Origin of the sequence: Streptacidiphilus jeojiense (assembly GCF_000719095.1) — a bacterium.
GTDB lineage: Bacteria > Actinomycetota > Actinomycetes > Streptomycetales > Streptomycetaceae > Streptacidiphilus > Streptacidiphilus jeojiensis.
Window position 1 is genome coordinate 24,026 of record NZ_JOEH01000032.1, and the last position, 15,975, is coordinate 40,000.

The window sequence follows — 15,975 nt, forward strand, 5'->3', positions numbered from 1 at the left end:
CCGCCGTTACAGGGCTCGTAGGACGACCGGATAGGCGCGCTTGCACCCCCACTCCATCGATCGTTGCGCAGAGGAGGTTCCAGATGCCCAAGCACCTACCGCGCCTTGACCGCGTCGCGGCCGCGCTGCGAGGCCGTGTCAAAGACGACCGCGGTGCGCTCTCACTGGAACTGGCGTTCCTCGCGCCGGTGGTGATGATGTTGATCTTCGGTGTGGTCCAGTTGGGTTTCTACTGGTATGCCCGTGACGTCGCCCTGACCGCCGCCCAGCAGGGCGTGGAGACCGCCCGCCTGCAAGGCGCCTCCCTGAGCGAGGGCAGTGACCGCACCTGGGACCTGCTGCACCGCACCGGCGGCAGCATCACCGGCACCTCCGTTGCCACCTCCCAGGACGGGAACACCGTGGTGGTCACGGTCAGCGGCCAGGTGGACTGCTGGATCCCGGGACTGACGTTTCCGGTCTCGCAGACCGCCCGCGCAGCGAAAGAGCAGGTCACGCCATGACGGCGCGACGCGCGGACACCGCTGACCGGGGGGCGTTGTCGCTGGAGTTGGCGATCCTGGCCCCGGTGATGATCCTGTTCCTGCTCCTGATGGCCGCAGCCGGCCGTATCTACCTGTCCGGCAGCGGCGTCGACAACGCCGCGCGCGACGCCGCCCGGGCCGCCTCCCTGCAGCGCGACCCCGCCGCAGCCCAGGCCGCAGCCCTGCAGATCGCCGAACAGACCCTGGCCGCCCAAGGCCTGCACTGCCTGTCCACCGACGTCGAGGTCCCCACCGACGGCTTCAACACGCCCCTGGGCCAGCCCGCGTCGGTGACCGTCACCGTGCACTGCCGGGTCAATCTCGCCGACGTCGCCGTGCCCGGGATGCCCGGCAGCAAGCTGTTGACCGGGACGTTCACCTCAGCACTGGACCAGTTCCGCCAGCGAGCCGACGGTCCGGTCGCACCCTGGACCCCCGAGTCGGGCCACCCCGGCAGGAGCGATGACGATGCGTAGATTCCTACGGTCCCTGCAGGCTCGCAAGCACGACGACCAGGGAAGCCTGTCGCTGATGCTCGCGATCGTCGCCGTGGCGATCTTCGCGGTGCTGGCCCTGGTCGTCGACGGCGGCGGCCGCCTCCAGGCCCTGGCCAAAGCCGAGGGCACAGCCCAGGAAGCCGCCCGCACCGGCGCGCAGAGCCTGGACTACGGCCAGGCCATCTCCGGCAACGGCTTCACCGTGGACACCACCGGCCAGGCCGTCACGGCCGCGCAGGCCTACCTACGCCAGGCCGGCGTCAGCGGCACCGTCACCCCCCAAGGCAACCGGCTGGACGTGACCGTCACCGCCACCTACACGCCGGTGTTCCCCTTTTTCGGCGCCTGGCAGGTCACCGGCCACGGCAGCGCCCAACTCCTCTACCAGGCCGGAGGCTGACCCCCCGTGAACTCCCGCATCCGCGCCCTGGCCGGCGCCCTGGGCTCGCTGCTGTTCCTGGCCCTGATCGAGATCGGCGCACCGGTGGGGCTGCTGGCCTTCGGCCTGCTTCCCCACCGCCTACCCACTCTCACCCAGGCCGGCACCGCGCTGACCTCCCCCGACAACGGCAGCCTGCTGATCGGCGCGATCACTCTTATCGGTTGGCTCGCCTGGGTCGCCTTCACGTTCGCTGTGGTGCTCGAGACCCTGGCCGCGCTGCGCCATCGCGGCGCACCGCGGGTGCGCACCCTGGGCGCGCTCCAGCAGCTGGCGGCCGGGCTGGTGGCCAGCATCATCGTGCTGCTGCCCGCCACCGGCGGAGCCCTGGCCGCATCGGCCGCTCCGGCAGCGGCGGCAACCCTGCACCTTCCGCACGCCAGCACCCTCACCGCCGGCCAGGCGGCCCAGCAGGCCGAGGCCGCCACCACCAACGCCGGCAACGCCGGCGTGCAGGCCGGTTGGAGCGGCCCGGTCCACCAGGTGACCGGCAGCGACGAGAGCATGTGGGACCTGGCCGAGCACTACCTGGGCGACGGCATGCGCTGGAGGGAGATCGCCCAGCTGAACCAGGGCGTCCCGCAGCCGGACGGGAAAACGGTGACCGCCACCACCCTGCAGCTCACTCCCGGTTGGACCCTGCGGCTGCCCGCCGACGCACGCACCACAAGCACCACAAGCGTACGGGACCAGGTCGAACCGGCGGCGGCAACCGAGACGGTCCCATCCCACCAGCAATCCGCAGCCGGCACCCCTGCGACCAGGTCCGGGACCAGCGAGAAAGTGCACGTGGTGCGCCCGGGCGACACGCTCTCGCAGATCGCCCAGGACGACCTGGGCGACCCGAACGACTACCCGCAGATCGCCGCCGCCAACCAGCACACCGTCCAGAGCGACGGACGGCACCTGACCGACCCCAACCTGATCTATCCCGGCTGGAAGCTCACCATTCCCCAGGCCAGTCAGGCAACCGCCGCACCAGCCGATCCCACCACCGGAGCGAAGGCTCCGGCCCCCACGGGAAAGCCCGGCGCCGCCACGAGCGGGCCGAGCGGCACCAGCACCAGCGGCGGCACAGCGACGGTTCCGCACCCCACCGCCGCTCCCACCACGCCGGTCGCCTCCGCACCGGCGGCCCCCCCGACCACGCCGCCGGCGGCAGCACCCTCCACCGCCCCGGCCACCGGCCAGTCCGCAACCGCGGCGACGCCCACTCCGGCCCCCACCGCGCCGCCCACGCTCGCCGCCGTACCCGCAGTCACCGCCCGGGCCGCCCAGACCAGCTCCCCCGCCCGGGTGGGCGCGGGCATCGCCGCGTTGCTGGCCGCGGGCCTGCTCGGCGGATACGGCGTCAAACGCGCCCTGCAGCAACGCAACCGGCGCCCCGGCGAGACCATCGCCGTCCCCGAGCAGACCAGCGCCCTGGAACACGCCCTGGTCCACCAGGCGCAGCCACCGTCGGCCGAACTGCTGGACCGCGCGCTGCGGACCCTGGCCGCACACCTGCCCGACCATCAGGCCCTGCCCCCGGTCGAGGGCGCGCGGCTGACCCGCGCCGGCATCGAACTGCGCTGCCCCGCGGAGGCCGTGTCCCCCTTCACCGCTGCCGGCGACGGCTGGTGGCAGCTGGACCCGGAGCAGGAACTCCTGGACCCCGACCAGGCCGACCAGATCCCCGCCCCCTATCCGCTGCTCACCGCCCTGGGCACGGACGGCGACAACGGCGCGGTCCTGGCCGACCTGCGTACCGCGCGCACGGTGCTCCTGGACGGCTCCCCCGAGCAGGTCCGCGCGGTGGCCCGGGCCATCGCCCTGGAGCAGGCGACCTGCCCGTGGGGCCAGGACCTGCAGGTCCTATGCTCCGGGATCACCGACCCCGACCTGCCCGCAATCCTGCACACCGGCCGGCTGCAGCACCTGAGCCAGCTCAGCCACGCCGCCAAGGACCTCGCCGAAGTCCTGCTCACCCTCCACCAGGACGCCTCCACCGCGCTGCCGTGGGTGCTGGTGGTCGCCGACCAGGCCAGCGAGCAGGACGCCTGGCAGCTCGCCGACCTGGTCGCCCGCGTGCCCCACGCCCCGATCGCGCTGGTGCTGCCCGCGACCGGGCTGGACGCACTGTTCCCCGAGGCCGCGCACCTGGACTGCGCCGAATCCGGCCCGCAGCCCAGCCCCGTGGACGGCCAGCCGGTGGTCCTGCAGCGCGTCACTGAAGCCGCCTATCAGCAGTTGCTGGCAGACCTGCGCACCACCGAGGAGCCCGCCACCGCGGCCCAGGGTGCCTGGCTGCACGTCCCCGAGAGCAGCGACCACCTCCAGGCCGAAACCCGGGTCGATGTCCCCCCGGATGCGCCCGGACCCCCGGAGCAGCAGCCGGAAGCCGCGGCACCGGCCTCGCCGTTCCTCGCCTTCTCCCAGCACCACGCCGCCGTCCCGGGACCGGCGGATATCCCGCTGCCCCCGGCCCCCTTCCCCGAACCGGCCGAGCCGGCCCTGGCGCCCAGTCGCGACCCGAGCGCCGTCGCAACCTCAGCAGCGGCCGGAGTGACCGGGAATGCCTCGGTGGCCGTGCCGCCGACAAGCGCGCCTTGGCCGGACCCGGATGCCGCCGAGCCCTCCACCCTGCACACGCCGCAGGTCCTGGTGTTGGGACCGCTGGACATCACCGGCCTGGGTGCTAGCGGGCGAGGCCGCCGCCTGGCCGAGCTCGCCGCCTACCTCTACCTGCACCCCCACCGCACCGCCGCGGCCATCGCCGAGGCCATGGGCTCCATGGAACCGTGGGCCGACGGCACCCTGCGCTCGCGCATGTCCCAGCTCCGCAAAGTCCTGGGCACCACCCCTGACGGCACCCCGTACGTGCCGTACCTCTCCGACAACGCCACCTATCCCCAGCTGGCGGTGCGCTGCGACTGGACCCGGTTCCTGAAGCTGGCCGAACGCGGCCTGACCGCAGGCGCCACCGACGTCGCGGACCTGGAGTCAGCGCTGGCCCTGGTCCGCGGACGTCCCTTCCAGGGCAGCAGCGCCTCCTGGGCCGTGGCCGAGCAGCAGGAGATGATCTCGCGGATCGTCGACGTCGCCCACACCGCTGCCGTCCGGCACGTTGCCGCCGGCTCCTGGGACGCCGCCCGCACCGCGATCAGCAAGGGCCTGGACGTCGAGCCCACTGCCGAGATCCTCTACCGGGACTGGATCACGCTGGAGAACCGCCGCGGCGACCGCGCCGCGCTCGGACGTGTCATCAGCGACCTCAATCGGGCGCTGCGGACCCTGGACGTCGAGATGGACGACGACACTCAGAAGCTGATCACCGACATCTACGCCCACCACCAGCGCACTCAAGGCACCGCGTGATCCGGTGCCCGGCGATCAGCGGGTCAGCCAGGGCTAGCTTCTCGCCCCGGCATCCCGCTCCGACTGCACATGCTCCTGTTCCTGTTCCCACCGTGCGCGGAAGCTCGGGAGGTACCGGCGCAGGTGCCCGGCGTTCAACGCCTTCCCGCCCCGGCCCCTGATCCCTGCCTCCTGGTCCAGCCACACGGCCAGTTGCTCGCCGTCGGGGAAGGCGTCGTTCTTCTTGCGGTAGTCGCTGAAGGCTTGGTAGTAGCGGTCGGCCGCGGTACCGACGGCCGGAGTGGCAGGACGGCCCGGATCGGTGGCCGACTGCGGCTCGGCCGGCTCCTGTGCGGGAATCGTCGCCCGATCACCCTCGGAGCCGTCTGCCGGAACCTCGGCCCCGCCTGGCGGAGCTTCGGGCGCCGGCGACGGCGCGATCTCGGGTAGCGGCGCGGGAAGCGGGGCCGGAGCCGGGGTCGGCTCGGGACCGGCGCCCAGACCCGGGAGCGCCACCGCGACCGTGGCGTCCAGGTGCGAGACGTCCAGCCGGAACGCGGGCAGCGGCTCACCCAGGTTCGCCAGCCGCAGCACCAGCAGCAGGTCCACCGGCGCGGCGCGCCGCCAGCCGCGCCCGTACTCAGCCTTCAGCCGGGCCCGGAAGACCAGACGGCGCCGCTCCATCTCGATCGCCTCCTGATAGGAGCGCAGTTCCCACAGTTGGCGGCGGCGCCAGAGCCGGAAGGTGGCCGCGGGCGCCAGCACCCAGCGCCCGATCCGGGTGCCCTCCATGAGCTGGTCGGCTTCGAACTGGGTGATGCGTCCGACGGTATGGCGCGCGGCCTCGATGGCCGCGACGAACAGGACGGGCACCACGGCGTGCATCCCCGTCGCCAGCGGGCGCGGCCACGCGGAGGCGGCGTTGAAGACGATCGTCGCGGCCGTCAGCAGCCAGGCGAGGTGGCGCAGCAGCGCCAGCGGCATCCGCATCCAGGTCAGCAGCAGGTCCAACGCCAGGAACACGGTGATGCCCACGTCGATACCCACGGGCAGGACGTAGGAGAACCAGCCGAAACCCTCCCGCACGGCCAGGTGCTGGACCGCGGTGTAGGAGCCGACAAAGCCGATGGCTGCGATCAGGCCGACCCCGGTCACCACGACCACCACCAGGGCCCGTTGACCGCGGGTCAACCTCGGTCGCTGCGCCATGCCGGATGCCCCCTCTGTCCTCGAACAGTATGTCGAGCCACTAGCTTCACACACGACCCGGTCATGACACCGTCACTGTCCAGCAGTTGCAGCACATCCGGCTCGGACCGGACCCGGCCTCCAAGCCGTCGGCCTTCGACAGGTGCCGGTGGTCTCCTTCGACGACGTCTGGCGACCACTGCGCCGCGACCAGGAGCAGGGTCAGCGTCTCAGCCGATGTAGAGAGTGCAGAGCAGCGGCACCAGGCCGGGGACACCGCGCTCGAACGCCGTCCGCAGCACCGCCCCGAACTGGGCGTAGCTCGTGACGGTCCACTTCTCGTTGTGCAGTCCGTCGTAGAAGGTCCGGTCCATCGGCCTGCCGTAGACATCCAGGACCAGGCACGTCTTGTCCAGCTCGATCAGGTCCCCGTACAACCAGGGCGCGCTGCGCAGTCCCGTGGCGCCCTCGTAGGCATGGTCGGTCTGCCAGTCGAAGTTGGGGTTCTCCTCGCCCTTTGGCACGTGGGACGCGGCCTTGAAGCGCTTGTGCTCCACTATGAGCAGTTCCGTCCTGCCCTGGACACGCATCGGTACCACGAGGTCGACGCCGTTGGAGGGCGCGTAGGCCGCCGCCGGGACCGGCGTGCCGGCGGGCCGCGGAGGCAGCCCCGCGAGCAGGGCGGCGAGCACCGCTGCTCCGGCGTGCGGATCCAGCAGGCCTGAGAGGATCAGCGCGGTGTAGTTCTCCTCGCCCATCGGCCAGACGGCTTCGGCGATGCCGCGCTCGCGCAACCACCGGCTGTGGTGGTCGTGGTCGGCCCGGGCCGCGGCTCGCTGCTCGCGGGTCGGGGCAGTGCTCTTCTTCTCAGGGTCCGAGGTGGTCATGGCGACAGACTCTCCCACGGGCGTGGGCGAGCGCCGGCAGCGCGCGGAGCACCTGGAACGGAGCGGGACGAGGACCTGGGGTGCAGTAGGAGCCTCAAGGCGGCGTGGACAGCCGAGAAGAGCAGTCCAGATGCTTCTACCGTCCGGAATCATGATCCAACCCACCTGCTATTCGGGGAGCGATAGAGGGGAGCTCGAGCAACAGGGCCATTCCGGCGCAAGGGTGCGACGCCAGCGGCTACAACACTTGCTATGGCATCGCCGAACCCGACACCGCCACTGTGGCCGCACTGTGCGTATGGCGCGTCAACCAGCGACCCGATCGGCTGCCGCGGGGTTCACATTCTCGGGCACGCGCAGTGCCTGGAACACCTGGTCGCCGCGGACCAGGCCGGCTTCATCGCCGGCCTTGCGCCCGGCTCCGATATCGACCTGCGCGGCACACGCATCACCTCTGCGCTACTGCAAGCAATATGCGATGCCCTTAGGGATCCGGCCTCGGGGCAACCCCGTTTCGGGGATGCCGAATTCGACGCGGCCACCTTCACCAGGCACGCCCGGTTCGACGCAGCCACCTTCACCGGGGACGCAGGATTCGAATCGGCCACCTTCAGCGGGATGGCCGGGTTCAACTCGGCAACCTTCACCGGGGACTCCCGATTCGACTCGGCCACCTTCACCAGCAACGCTTGGTTCGGCTCGGCCACCTTCACCGGGGACACCGGATTCGGCTCGGCCACCTTCACCAGGGAAGCCCTCTTCAGCTCGGCCACCTTCACTGGCAACGCCTGGTTCGGCTCGGCCACCTTCAACAGGAACGCCGGATTCGACGGGGCCACCTTCACCGGGGACGCCTGGTTCGACGGGGCCACTTTCGGCGGGGACGTCCGATTCACCGCTGCCACCTTCGGCGGGGACGCAGGATTCGAATCGGCCACCTTCACCGGGGACGCCGGATTCAGCTCAGCCACGATGGCCGGGGACGCCTGGTTCGAATCGACCACCTTCACAGGTCAAGCCCGGTTCGACCAAGCCACCTTCGGCGGGGACGCCAATTTCAGCTCAGCCACCTTTGCGGAACTACAGCAGGTGGGGCCCCTGCGCTGCTCCAGTCGTCTGATCTTCGACCAGGCGCGGTTCACCGGTTCGAAGGTGACCCTGGAGGCCGCGGCCACCACCGCCTCGTTCCGCAGGACTTCGTTCGCCGGATCCGCATCCATCCGCTTGCGCTATTCCCAGGTCTCGCTCAGCGGGGCGACCCTCACAGCACCTGTGGCACTCCAAACGTGGCCAGCCCCCTTCGACACTCCGAGCGGGCCTCTCAACGAGGGTCAGTTCGCAGGCACCGGCAGTGCGGAGGTGCGGCTGCTCGACTTGGAGGGGGTGGATGCCGCACAAGTGGTGCTGACCGACGTGGACCTGCGCCAGTGCCGCTTCGATGGCGCGTTCCACCTGGACCAGATCCAGGTCGGTTTCGGATGCCGGTTCGCAGAAGCACCCCGCGGCTGGCGCAGGCGATCGGGACCGGTGCCGCTGCGCTGGTCGCGCCGGAAAGTCATCGCCGAGGAACATCACTGGCGTGCCCTGCGCAGCCGAGCGGTGGGCCGCGATTGGACGCGCGGCCCGATGCATCCGCGGGCGGAACTGACACCGGGCCCGGACGACTTGGCCGGGGTCTACCAGCGGCTGCGCAAGGCCTTCGAGGACGCCGGCGACGAGCCGGGCGCGGCGGACTTCTACTACGGCGAGATGGAGATGCGCCGAAACGACCCGCTACGGCCTCGAGCTGAACGGTGGCTGCTGTGGTGGTACTGGCTGCTGTCCGGCTACGGCCTGCGGGCCTCGCGTGCCCTGGGCTGGCTGGTCGCTGCGATGGCCACCACCGTGCTGGTACTGCTCCTGGTCGGCCTGCCCAACGCCGACCCTTCACCGCAGGTCAGCGGAACCGACCAGGCTGGCCAGGTGCAGCTCTCCACCAGTACACCGGACCCGGCGCTCACTCTCCCCGTTGCCCAGCGTTTCACCGGCGCCCGCGCGGAGAAGGCCAGCCTTGTCGTGGTCAACTCTGTGGTCTTCCGGTCCAGCGGCCAGAACCTGACGGGGTGGGGCACCGTGGTGGAGATGCTGTCGCGGATCGGCGAACCCGTCCTGCTCGGCCTGGCCGCGCTGGCCGTACGCGGCCGCGTGAAACGCTGAGAGCGATCATGCTTTCCTGGGACCGTGGTGCGCATGGATACCTCGGTCGGGGAACCACTGGTCGACGCATCTTGGCGGACCTGGTCATGCATGGGCGACGGTCGACTCGTGCTGTCAGGCACCGCAGGTCCGTCGACCGGCTTGTCCTTGGCCCGGGTGCGGAGCTGGTACGGGCCGTTGCGCCCTGTGACGCGATGCCCTGCCGCCGATGAGGAGCGGGTGCTGCAACTGCTCGAAGCCGCCGGTGACCGTGCAGCCGGCAGCGCCGTGGCCGCGCTGTCCGCGCTGGTCTGTCAGCGCCTGGCCGGGCTGGAGCACCTGGACCCCCATCCGCTGACTGCCGGCGGCCAGGACCCGAAGGAAGCGCGCCGTGCCCTGGTTCTGGCCCACGGGCTGGGTGCGACCCTCGCGCAACGACCCAGGCGGATCGACGCCTACGCCACCGGCCAGCTGGTCGACATTCTCCAGCGGTGGACGTTCGGTCCCGCGTACCTGGTCCCCGTACCAGCTGAACTCTCCCACCTCTTCGCCATCCACGCCGACCGGGCCGGCGGCTGGACCCGGGTCGCGGACCGCTGGCTGCAGTTCGGCACTCCCCAGGGCAACACGGTGGACACCATCACCAAAGCCGGCGTCTACCTGCTAGCCCACGCCACCCGGGCCAGAACCCAGTTCGCTGCGGCCATCGAAGAACAGATGGAGGCCCTTGTGCGCTCTATCGCCTCCCGCTGGAGCAGCAGCACTTCCGCATAGCTCCAGGCCTGGGAGCAATCCTCCGCGTCGGACGACTCGGGAGGTTCGGCAGCACGAGCCAGCGGCGCGCTCGCCCTCCCCTGGCAGGCTGCTGCCCTCATCGCGTGTAGTTGAGGAAGATCTTGCTGCTGTCGTGGAACGTAAGCGTGGCCCCGTGCGGTACCGCTCCCGGTGTCGCCCGGATCGAGTACGCCTCCACGGAGGCGATCTCCCCGGGGTCGGCGCCCAGAAGGGCGGTGATGAGCGCCGCCTCAACCTGCTCGGGGCTGCCGACCGCGGCAGGCGCAGGGACAGGCGGTTGCGGCACCGGTCCGAGCACGGGTTCCCGCTCGTCCTGGTCGTAGCGGTCGCCCGGGGCGCTGACCGCCACGACCTGCCAGCGCGTCGTCTTCCCGCCTGCCTCGATCTCCAGCAGATAGGGACGCTTGCCACGCCCACCGTCTGGGACCGGCTCAGCCCGGGTCACCCCAGCGACAGCGGAGGCGACGGCGGACAGGTGGTTCAGGAATCGGTCAGGGCGCATCCCCGCACCGTACCCGTCGCCGCTGCAGGGTCCAGCCCCCACCCGCCGCAAGCGCCGGGGACGCTGGCCGGGACACTGAATCGGGCCGTTCCCGGTGCAAGGTCGAGACCGGGAGCGGCCACTCCCCTCCCCCGCGCGGCAGGCCGGCGGAGGGATCGGTCTGGTCCTCCGCTTCAGTGCGGTCCTGGGGTGCTTGCGAGGCGGCCGCGGCTGTGAGGTCGCGCCAGGTCGGGTGTAGACGCTGACTGCTCACGGACGGTCGAGCAACCTCACGACACAGCTTGCCGGCGCAGCGCGCGGGTGCCGTCGACTACGGCATTCGTGTACAGACGCCGGGCATAGGCCTCGCCCTGAACTTCGATGGCGAACCGCACAAGGTCCGGGGTCTGGTGGGCCAAAGCGCGCAGGTCGGCAACCTCGGCACGGGTCAGGTCCTCCAGGAGCACATCCGGGTCGTCGGGACCATGGACGGTCACTGTCACGGCCCCTGAGCCATGGATGGGCGCGGCCATCGCCAGGGCCACCCGACGCTGCACGGTAAGGCTGGTGGGCAGGCACCATGCTCCGTCCCACTCAGCGTGCCGTGCTACGGCAGCGCGTCGCGAATCGCGCCGGCTCTCAGCCAACTGGCTGCGTTGCTCCGCTGTGACGATGACCAGGTGGGCCGCCTTCACACGGGCGGCGAGAAAGGCGGAGGGTCGACGGATTCGGTCGGGTACGTGAGTGGTGTCTAGCCAGCCAAGGACCTCATCGACGGTCCACCCGGCGTCCGCTAGGTCCTTGATGACCCAGGCAATCCGAGGGACAGCTGCCCGCTGAAGCCACGGGACCTGCCGGACGAGTTCGGCGGCCAGCTGGTAGCGGCGTCCAACCCGGTTTACAGCGCGCCGGTACGGACTCCTCACGTTGCAGTTCCCCGTGCTGCCGTGGTCGAGATTCCCGTCTGCGAGCTTGCCCTCAGGGGGAAGGATGGGAGAACCGTCAGCAGAACAAGTACAGCAACCACCCTCCATTGGGGTGCAACGGCATGATGCGGCTGAGGCTGCGGAGGAGTTGAGGGACGGGGCGGACGGACGCGGTGACGCGGCGGCCTTGGCCTTGGCGGCCCGGGCGGTGCGGTGAGCGGCCCGACGGCCCAGCATTGCGATGAGCGTGCGTCCAGCGGAGGCGATGCCGGTCATGCGCCGCTGGCTACCGTGACCCGCGATGCGCACGCCCAGAGCCGTGTCGAATGCGGGCGGGATCACGAGGGCGAACTGGGAGGCCTGGGCGCGCTGGCTGCGGCAGCGGGTGCCGCGCTCGATGTAGGCGAGCAGACCCGCCTCGCGCAACATGTCCAGGTGATACTGCACGGTCCGTTCGCCGACGCCGAGCCTGCGTACCAGGTAGTCGATGCCCGGCCGGCACGGGGACAGCTCGGCAAGGAACTTGGCCAGGCGCACCGTGGTCGGGCCCATTTCCCGGGGGCCATGGCTGCGCTGGGGCGTGTAGAGGCCGGAGCCGATGACCCAGTGGACAGCCTGGAGCCAGGCATAGCCATCGGCGGCGACCCGGCCTGTGGTCTCCTCCAGCCACTGCTGACCGGTGGGCACGGCTAGGGCGGGCAGAGTCTCGGCGGGGGCGCAGGGGAAGAATCGCGCCGGTGCGCGGCCAGGCGCGCCGGGCCGGGGCCGGCGTTGCGGGGCTGTGGGCTGGAGGGCAGTGGCGGTCACGCGGTTCCTTGATCTGGGGTGGAAATGGGCGCAAAAAGCCGTGCTCCGAACAAGGTGGGAGTCCGGAACCTGAAAATGGGTGTACAAATCCGAGGCAGCGACTGTTGGCTGCCGGAGGGAACACAAAACCCACGACCCGGCGTGCATGGGCGTGTTGGACGTCCCGGGCGGGCGGTGGGTCTCTATGTGGTTATGGGGCGGGCATCACCTGCTGGCGCATATCGGGGACAAGTGGTCCGAGCTGCCGTGCGCGCCCGGCGGGCGGCGCAGCAGCAGCGGAGTCAGTGGGCGGCCTCGGCCGGGGTGCGGCTCGGCCGAGAAGGGGACGCCGGAGTGCGGCGCGGCCGAGGGGTGGGGATGCCGTCGAGGGTGCCGTCGAGTTCGGCGATCCATTTGCCGATGGGGATGCGCATGGCGGTGCGTCCGCCGAGCGTGTCCAGTTCGAAGGCGGCGCGTTCGCCAGGGGTGGTCACCACGCGGACGGCGTCGGGCATCACCCACAGGACGGTGTCCTGGGTAGTGGTGCGGTCCGAGACGGCGTCGCGGGCGGCGTTGACGGCCAGGGTCTGCCACAGCTGCAGTTCGTGCTTCTCGCTGCGGGCGCGACGTTCGCCGGGCCACGCGAGCTGAGAAACGCACACGTACACGCGCAGGGCGATGACGTCGTCCTCGGAGTGGGGGGCGTGGATGATGCCTGAGTCGCGAGCCTTCCAGGCCCATGTCTGGCTGACGCCGGCCGCTATCGCGACGGCGTGGGCGGAGAGCGCGCGGGTCATCTTCTGCCTTCCCAGGGGTCACGTGTGTTGCAGGATCACATTAACGCAACCGGAGGGGATTTCTTCGAGTGACACGAGAATCGCGCATGTCGACTTGTCCGAGTTTCTGCGGTATCCGGACTGCTAGCGCCGGGGCCTGACCCTCCGTCCGATGAATGACACTCTAGTGACACGCAGATAGTGGGATGGCTGAACAGCGCCGTGATTAGGTCGACAGACCGTCGGATCACTCGTCGGATCGACCGTTATACCGTTGTATCGAACGCTCTAGGAAACACAACAACGATGGGTGCAGCGATCGGCATGGCCGACGTTGCACCCATCGTTATATCCAGCAGGTGAGAGCCCCTCAGCCCTCCCGGGCGAACATGCTCGGCGACGGCAACTCGCCCTCTGCGTCCAACGACGCCAGCAGAGACTCCAGCGCCGCCGACACCACGAAGATGCCCTTACGGGCGTGGTCCGCCTCCTGCAGCGCCGCGTTCAGACTCGTCGCCAGCGCCTGTGCCTGCGGTCCGACCCGGTAGGTCGACTGGCGGCCGGAGTCGACCACACCCATGCGCCGCGTCAAAAACGCCTGAGCCGAGGCCACCTGCTCCCCCACCTCAGTCGGCGCGTTGCGCAGCGCCGCATCCAGGTAGTGGCCCACCGCCAGCTTCGCATTCCCCGAACTGCGCCGGTCCGCGGCCAGCCGCGCCTTCACCGCGGTCAGTATCTCGGGCACGATCCGGAACCCCAGCGTGGCCCAGGTGTTCGAAGAGATCACCGAGTCGGCGAAACTCTCGGTCACGGCCTGGTGGGCCCACGTGCCAGCGTTGCGCCGAGAGGCGCGCCGACGCGGTGCCGGGGGGCGCGGCGCGGGCGCCGCCGAGCGAGCGTCCGCATCTGGCTCCGCCTCTGACCGCGGTTGGGCGGCCACTGGTCGGGCAGCCGACTCGGCCACAGGGGGACTCTGCACTGTTGTGGCCTGGGGATCCGGGGTGACAAGGGCCTCGACGAGGGCCATGTCGGATGTCTCCGGTGTTGGGGCTGGCGCTTGCTCGGCTACCGGTGCTGGCGCCGCCGAGGGCGCCGGAAGCATGGCGCCTGACACGGCCGCGGCAGGCGCTGGCTCAGCCTGAGCTTCCTGGTCTGGTGGCGTCGGTGCAACGGGCGCCGGTTGCAGGGTAGCGGGCACCGACGCCTGGACTGCCACCGATGCAGGGGCCTCTCCGGTGCTCGGTGCTTGGGCCGGAGCTGGCAGGGTAGAGCTGGTCGGCGCAGCGCGGAACATGGCCGGCGGCTCGACGGGGGCCGGACCGCCCTGCGCGATGAAGGAGTTGGCGACGACCTCGTCGGCCCCGGCGATGACCGAGCTGAACTTGCTCTCGCCGCCGGGACGCTTGAATGCGCTCGGGGTCTTCTTCTTGCGTGTGCCGTTCGCCGGCTTGCTGGCGTCAGACAACGCTCTCCTCCTCCGCGAAGGGCGGCGGCGCGATCTCCCATGTGGCCTGAGGGGTGTCCATGCGGGTCAGTACCTCCTGCATCAGGGCCGCGTACTGTTTGCCTGGCGGAAGGTTCGTGTAGCCGAGCACCGCGGGCACCCCTCCGGCGAAGGACCGCGAGATCAGGTCGCTCTGCCGGATGTCCCCGACGAACGGCAGCAGACCCGAGGAGATCATGCCGTCGCGGACGTCGACCTCCTGCTGTTTCCAATTCGAAGGCGGGTTCGACTTGTTCAGGACCGCGCCCAGGTACTGGGGCCGGCACTCGTTGTCGGTGTTCTTCGCGACGAACTTCACCGATCCGGCCAGGGTGACCGCTCCCCGTACGGTTGCGTACTCGGGGAAGCAGACCGTGACGACCCAGTCCCCGGCGGCCCAACCGACGGCCGCCAGCGAGGAGATCGCAGGGGGAGTGTCGATCACCACGTAGTCGTAGTGCGCCGCCAAGCTCAGCAGCATGCGCCGGAGTATCGGCGTGGCCGCGAAGCCAGCCCCGACTAGGAGATCCTGGGCGCGGCTCATCGTGGACTCTTCGGAGGCCAGCAGGTGCAGCACTCCGTTGGTCTCGAACGGCTCCAGCAGGGTGGAGCGGTCGTAGATGATGCCTGGCAGGTCGGTCTCGATTCCCTGGACGTAGGCCTGCAGGGCCCAGCCGAGGGAGCGGGAGACTTCGGAGGAGGGGATGTTCAGGCCCAGGGCAGTGCCAGCCTGGGCCTGCGGCTCCAGGTCGACGACCAGGGTGCGGGCTCCCATCAGCGCCAGGGACGCCGCGAGATTGACGGTCGTCGTTGTCTTGCCGACTCCGCCCTTCTGGTTCGCCACTGTGAGCACCTGCATGCCCCCACCACACTCCCTGTCGAATCCGGTCGAGTGACACAAGATCAGGTCCGCATACAGATCCCGGGCGACTTGGGATGGTATGTCCCTTTACTTGCCCCAGGCGAGCCGCTAGATCGGCTCGCCAGAACCATTTCTGTTCTCGTGTCACATGATTTTCCGCCACGAAGATAACAGCAGCCGCCACTCCCCTGTCAGCCGACTCGCTCATTGCCCCGCCAGTGGACCGATTTTTTGCGCTCCATCCTGCTCCGGACCAGGTCCCCTCCGCTCGGGACGTCGCAGCGATAGTCGGCCGGCGGCGCGCGGGCCCCGTGGGCAGCACGATCATCCGTTCGACAGCTGGGCAGGGCTGTAGGCCGCCAGGTAGCTCGGCGGATGGCCGAGTCGGTCGACCGGTTGACCCATCGACAGCCGGTCAGCCGTGGGAACAGTCGGTCCGTTCAGCCGTGAGTACGCTCGCGCGTTCAGTTGGTAGCGGGATGCACCAGACGACTGACCGATGAGCAGACCCGTGGTCAGCCCGTCTGTTGGAACGGTAGTGACCTCCCCAGCGCGTTCGTCAGCTCCATAGCTCTTAAGAACGGCAGCCTGGCAGGCGGACAGTCGGCTCGTCAGCTCGCAACCACGGCGGCAAGACAGTCAGGTCCCTCTGTCCGCAGCAAGTCAGCGAGGAAGGCAGATAGTACGAGGGTCCGGCAGCCAGTAAGCACGGCAGACAGTTGTCTCAGCAGACCGACAGAGAGGCGGGTGATCAGGCAGGTAGTCGGTCAGCCAGACAGGTAGTTGGATCAAGCGACAGTACGTCAGCAACGCGGCTAGG

Annotated in this window: 13 protein-coding genes; 6 read left to right on the plus strand and 7 right to left on the minus strand. The window is 70.1% G+C overall.

Annotated features, from left to right (window positions below):
* The first annotated feature begins 83 nt into the window (after window positions 1–83).
* From IF29_RS0134115 to IF29_RS0134130, 4 genes are read left to right on the plus strand one after another with little or no spacing between them, the layout of a single operon-like run.
* Window positions 84–503, plus strand: coding sequence for a TadE/TadG family type IV pilus assembly protein (locus IF29_RS0134115; RefSeq protein WP_030263485.1), 420 nt, complete (start codon window positions 84–86; stop codon window positions 501–503).
* A complete protein-coding gene (locus IF29_RS0134120; RefSeq protein ID WP_084715375.1) occupies window positions 500–1,000 on the plus strand; it encodes a TadE family protein in 501 nt (166 codons plus the stop codon). Before IF29_RS0134115 ends, IF29_RS0134120 begins: the two co-directional genes overlap by 4 nt.
* Window positions 987–1,421 carry a TadE/TadG family type IV pilus assembly protein gene (locus IF29_RS0134125; RefSeq protein ID WP_030263490.1) on the plus strand — a complete coding sequence of 145 codons (435 nt, stop codon included), beginning with the start codon at window positions 987–989 and terminating at the stop codon, window positions 1,419–1,421. The genes IF29_RS0134120 and IF29_RS0134125 overlap by 14 nt, the downstream gene beginning before the upstream one ends.
* A 6-nt stretch (window positions 1,422–1,427) precedes the next feature.
* Window positions 1,428–4,817 (plus strand): LysM peptidoglycan-binding domain-containing protein, encoded by a 3,390-nt coding sequence (locus IF29_RS0134130; protein ID WP_030263492.1) that lies wholly within the window; start codon window positions 1,428–1,430, stop codon window positions 4,815–4,817.
* Between the two features lie 33 nt (window positions 4,818–4,850).
* Here IF29_RS0134130 and IF29_RS0134135 read toward each other — a convergent pair whose 3' ends face one another.
* Both IF29_RS0134135 and IF29_RS0134140 read right to left on the minus strand, forming a co-directional pair.
* Entirely contained in the window at window positions 4,851–6,005 is a 1,155-nt protein-coding gene (locus IF29_RS0134135; RefSeq protein ID WP_030263496.1) for a DUF2637 domain-containing protein, read from the minus strand.
* Between the two features lie 209 nt (window positions 6,006–6,214).
* Complete coding sequence (locus IF29_RS0134140) at window positions 6,215–6,871, minus strand: hypothetical protein (RefSeq protein ID WP_030263498.1); 657 nt, start codon at window positions 6,869–6,871, stop codon at window positions 6,215–6,217.
* Window positions 6,872–7,123: 252 nt separating this feature from the next.
* On the opposite strand from IF29_RS0134140, the gene IF29_RS0134145 reads away from it, so the two are divergent.
* Both IF29_RS0134145 and IF29_RS0134150 read left to right on the plus strand, forming a co-directional pair.
* Window positions 7,124–9,067, plus strand: coding sequence for a pentapeptide repeat-containing protein (locus tag IF29_RS0134145; protein ID WP_084715376.1), 1,944 nt, complete (start codon window positions 7,124–7,126; stop codon window positions 9,065–9,067).
* Window positions 9,068–9,286: 219 nt separating this feature from the next.
* Window positions 9,287–9,820, plus strand: coding sequence for a hypothetical protein (locus tag IF29_RS0134150; RefSeq protein ID WP_030263503.1), 534 nt, complete (start codon window positions 9,287–9,289; stop codon window positions 9,818–9,820).
* A 97-nt stretch (window positions 9,821–9,917) separates the two neighbouring features.
* Here the strand turns inward: IF29_RS0134150 and IF29_RS0134155 are convergent, their stop codons facing one another.
* The 5 genes from IF29_RS0134155 to IF29_RS0134175 all read right to left on the minus strand — a co-directional run bounded on the left by IF29_RS0134155 (window position 9,918) and on the right by IF29_RS0134175 (window position 15,152).
* Window positions 9,918–10,343 (minus strand): hypothetical protein, encoded by a 426-nt coding sequence (locus IF29_RS0134155; RefSeq protein ID WP_030263505.1) that lies wholly within the window; start codon window positions 10,341–10,343, stop codon window positions 9,918–9,920.
* A gap of 269 nt (window positions 10,344–10,612) precedes the next feature.
* On the minus strand, window positions 10,613–11,935 hold the full coding sequence (locus IF29_RS0134160) for a helix-turn-helix domain-containing protein (RefSeq protein WP_030263507.1): 1,323 nt from the start codon (window positions 11,933–11,935) through the stop codon (window positions 10,613–10,615).
* Between the two features lie 401 nt (window positions 11,936–12,336).
* Window positions 12,337–12,831: a hypothetical protein gene (locus tag IF29_RS0134165; RefSeq protein ID WP_051726399.1), complete on the minus strand. Its 495-nt coding sequence runs from the start codon at window positions 12,829–12,831 to the stop codon at window positions 12,337–12,339.
* A 349-nt stretch (window positions 12,832–13,180) separates the two neighbouring features.
* Window positions 13,181–13,621, minus strand: a complete 441-nt coding sequence (locus IF29_RS0134170) for a hypothetical protein (RefSeq protein ID WP_030263513.1) — start codon at window positions 13,619–13,621, stop codon at window positions 13,181–13,183.
* 646 nt (window positions 13,622–14,267) lie between these two features.
* On the minus strand, window positions 14,268–15,152 hold the full coding sequence (locus tag IF29_RS0134175; RefSeq protein WP_030263520.1) for a ParA family protein: 885 nt from the start codon (window positions 15,150–15,152) through the stop codon (window positions 14,268–14,270).
* Window positions 15,153–15,975 lie beyond the last annotated feature (823 nt).

Coding starts and splice junctions, on each gene's coding strand:
- IF29_RS0134120 (WP_084715375.1), top strand. CDS start 500: ATGACGGCGCGACGCGCGGACACCGCTGACCGGGGGGCGTTGTCGCTG.
- IF29_RS0134125 (WP_030263490.1), top strand. CDS start 987: ATGACGATGCGTAGATTCCTACGGTCCCTGCAGGCTCGCAAGCACGAC.
- IF29_RS0134175 (WP_030263520.1), bottom strand. CDS start 15,152: ATGCAGGTGCTCACAGTGGCGAACCAGAAGGGCGGAGTCGGCAAGACA.
- IF29_RS0134145 (WP_084715376.1), top strand. CDS start 7,124: ATGGCATCGCCGAACCCGACACCGCCACTGTGGCCGCACTGTGCGTAT.
- IF29_RS0134135 (WP_030263496.1), bottom strand. CDS start 6,005: ATGGCGCAGCGACCGAGGTTGACCCGCGGTCAACGGGCCCTGGTGGTG.
- IF29_RS0134165 (WP_051726399.1), bottom strand. CDS start 12,831: ATGACCCGCGCGCTCTCCGCCCACGCCGTCGCGATAGCGGCCGGCGTC.
- IF29_RS0134115 (WP_030263485.1), top strand. CDS start 84: ATGCCCAAGCACCTACCGCGCCTTGACCGCGTCGCGGCCGCGCTGCGA.
- IF29_RS0134155 (WP_030263505.1), bottom strand. CDS start 10,343: ATGCGCCCTGACCGATTCCTGAACCACCTGTCCGCCGTCGCCTCCGCT.
- IF29_RS0134140 (WP_030263498.1), bottom strand. CDS start 6,871: ATGACCACCTCGGACCCTGAGAAGAAGAGCACTGCCCCGACCCGCGAG.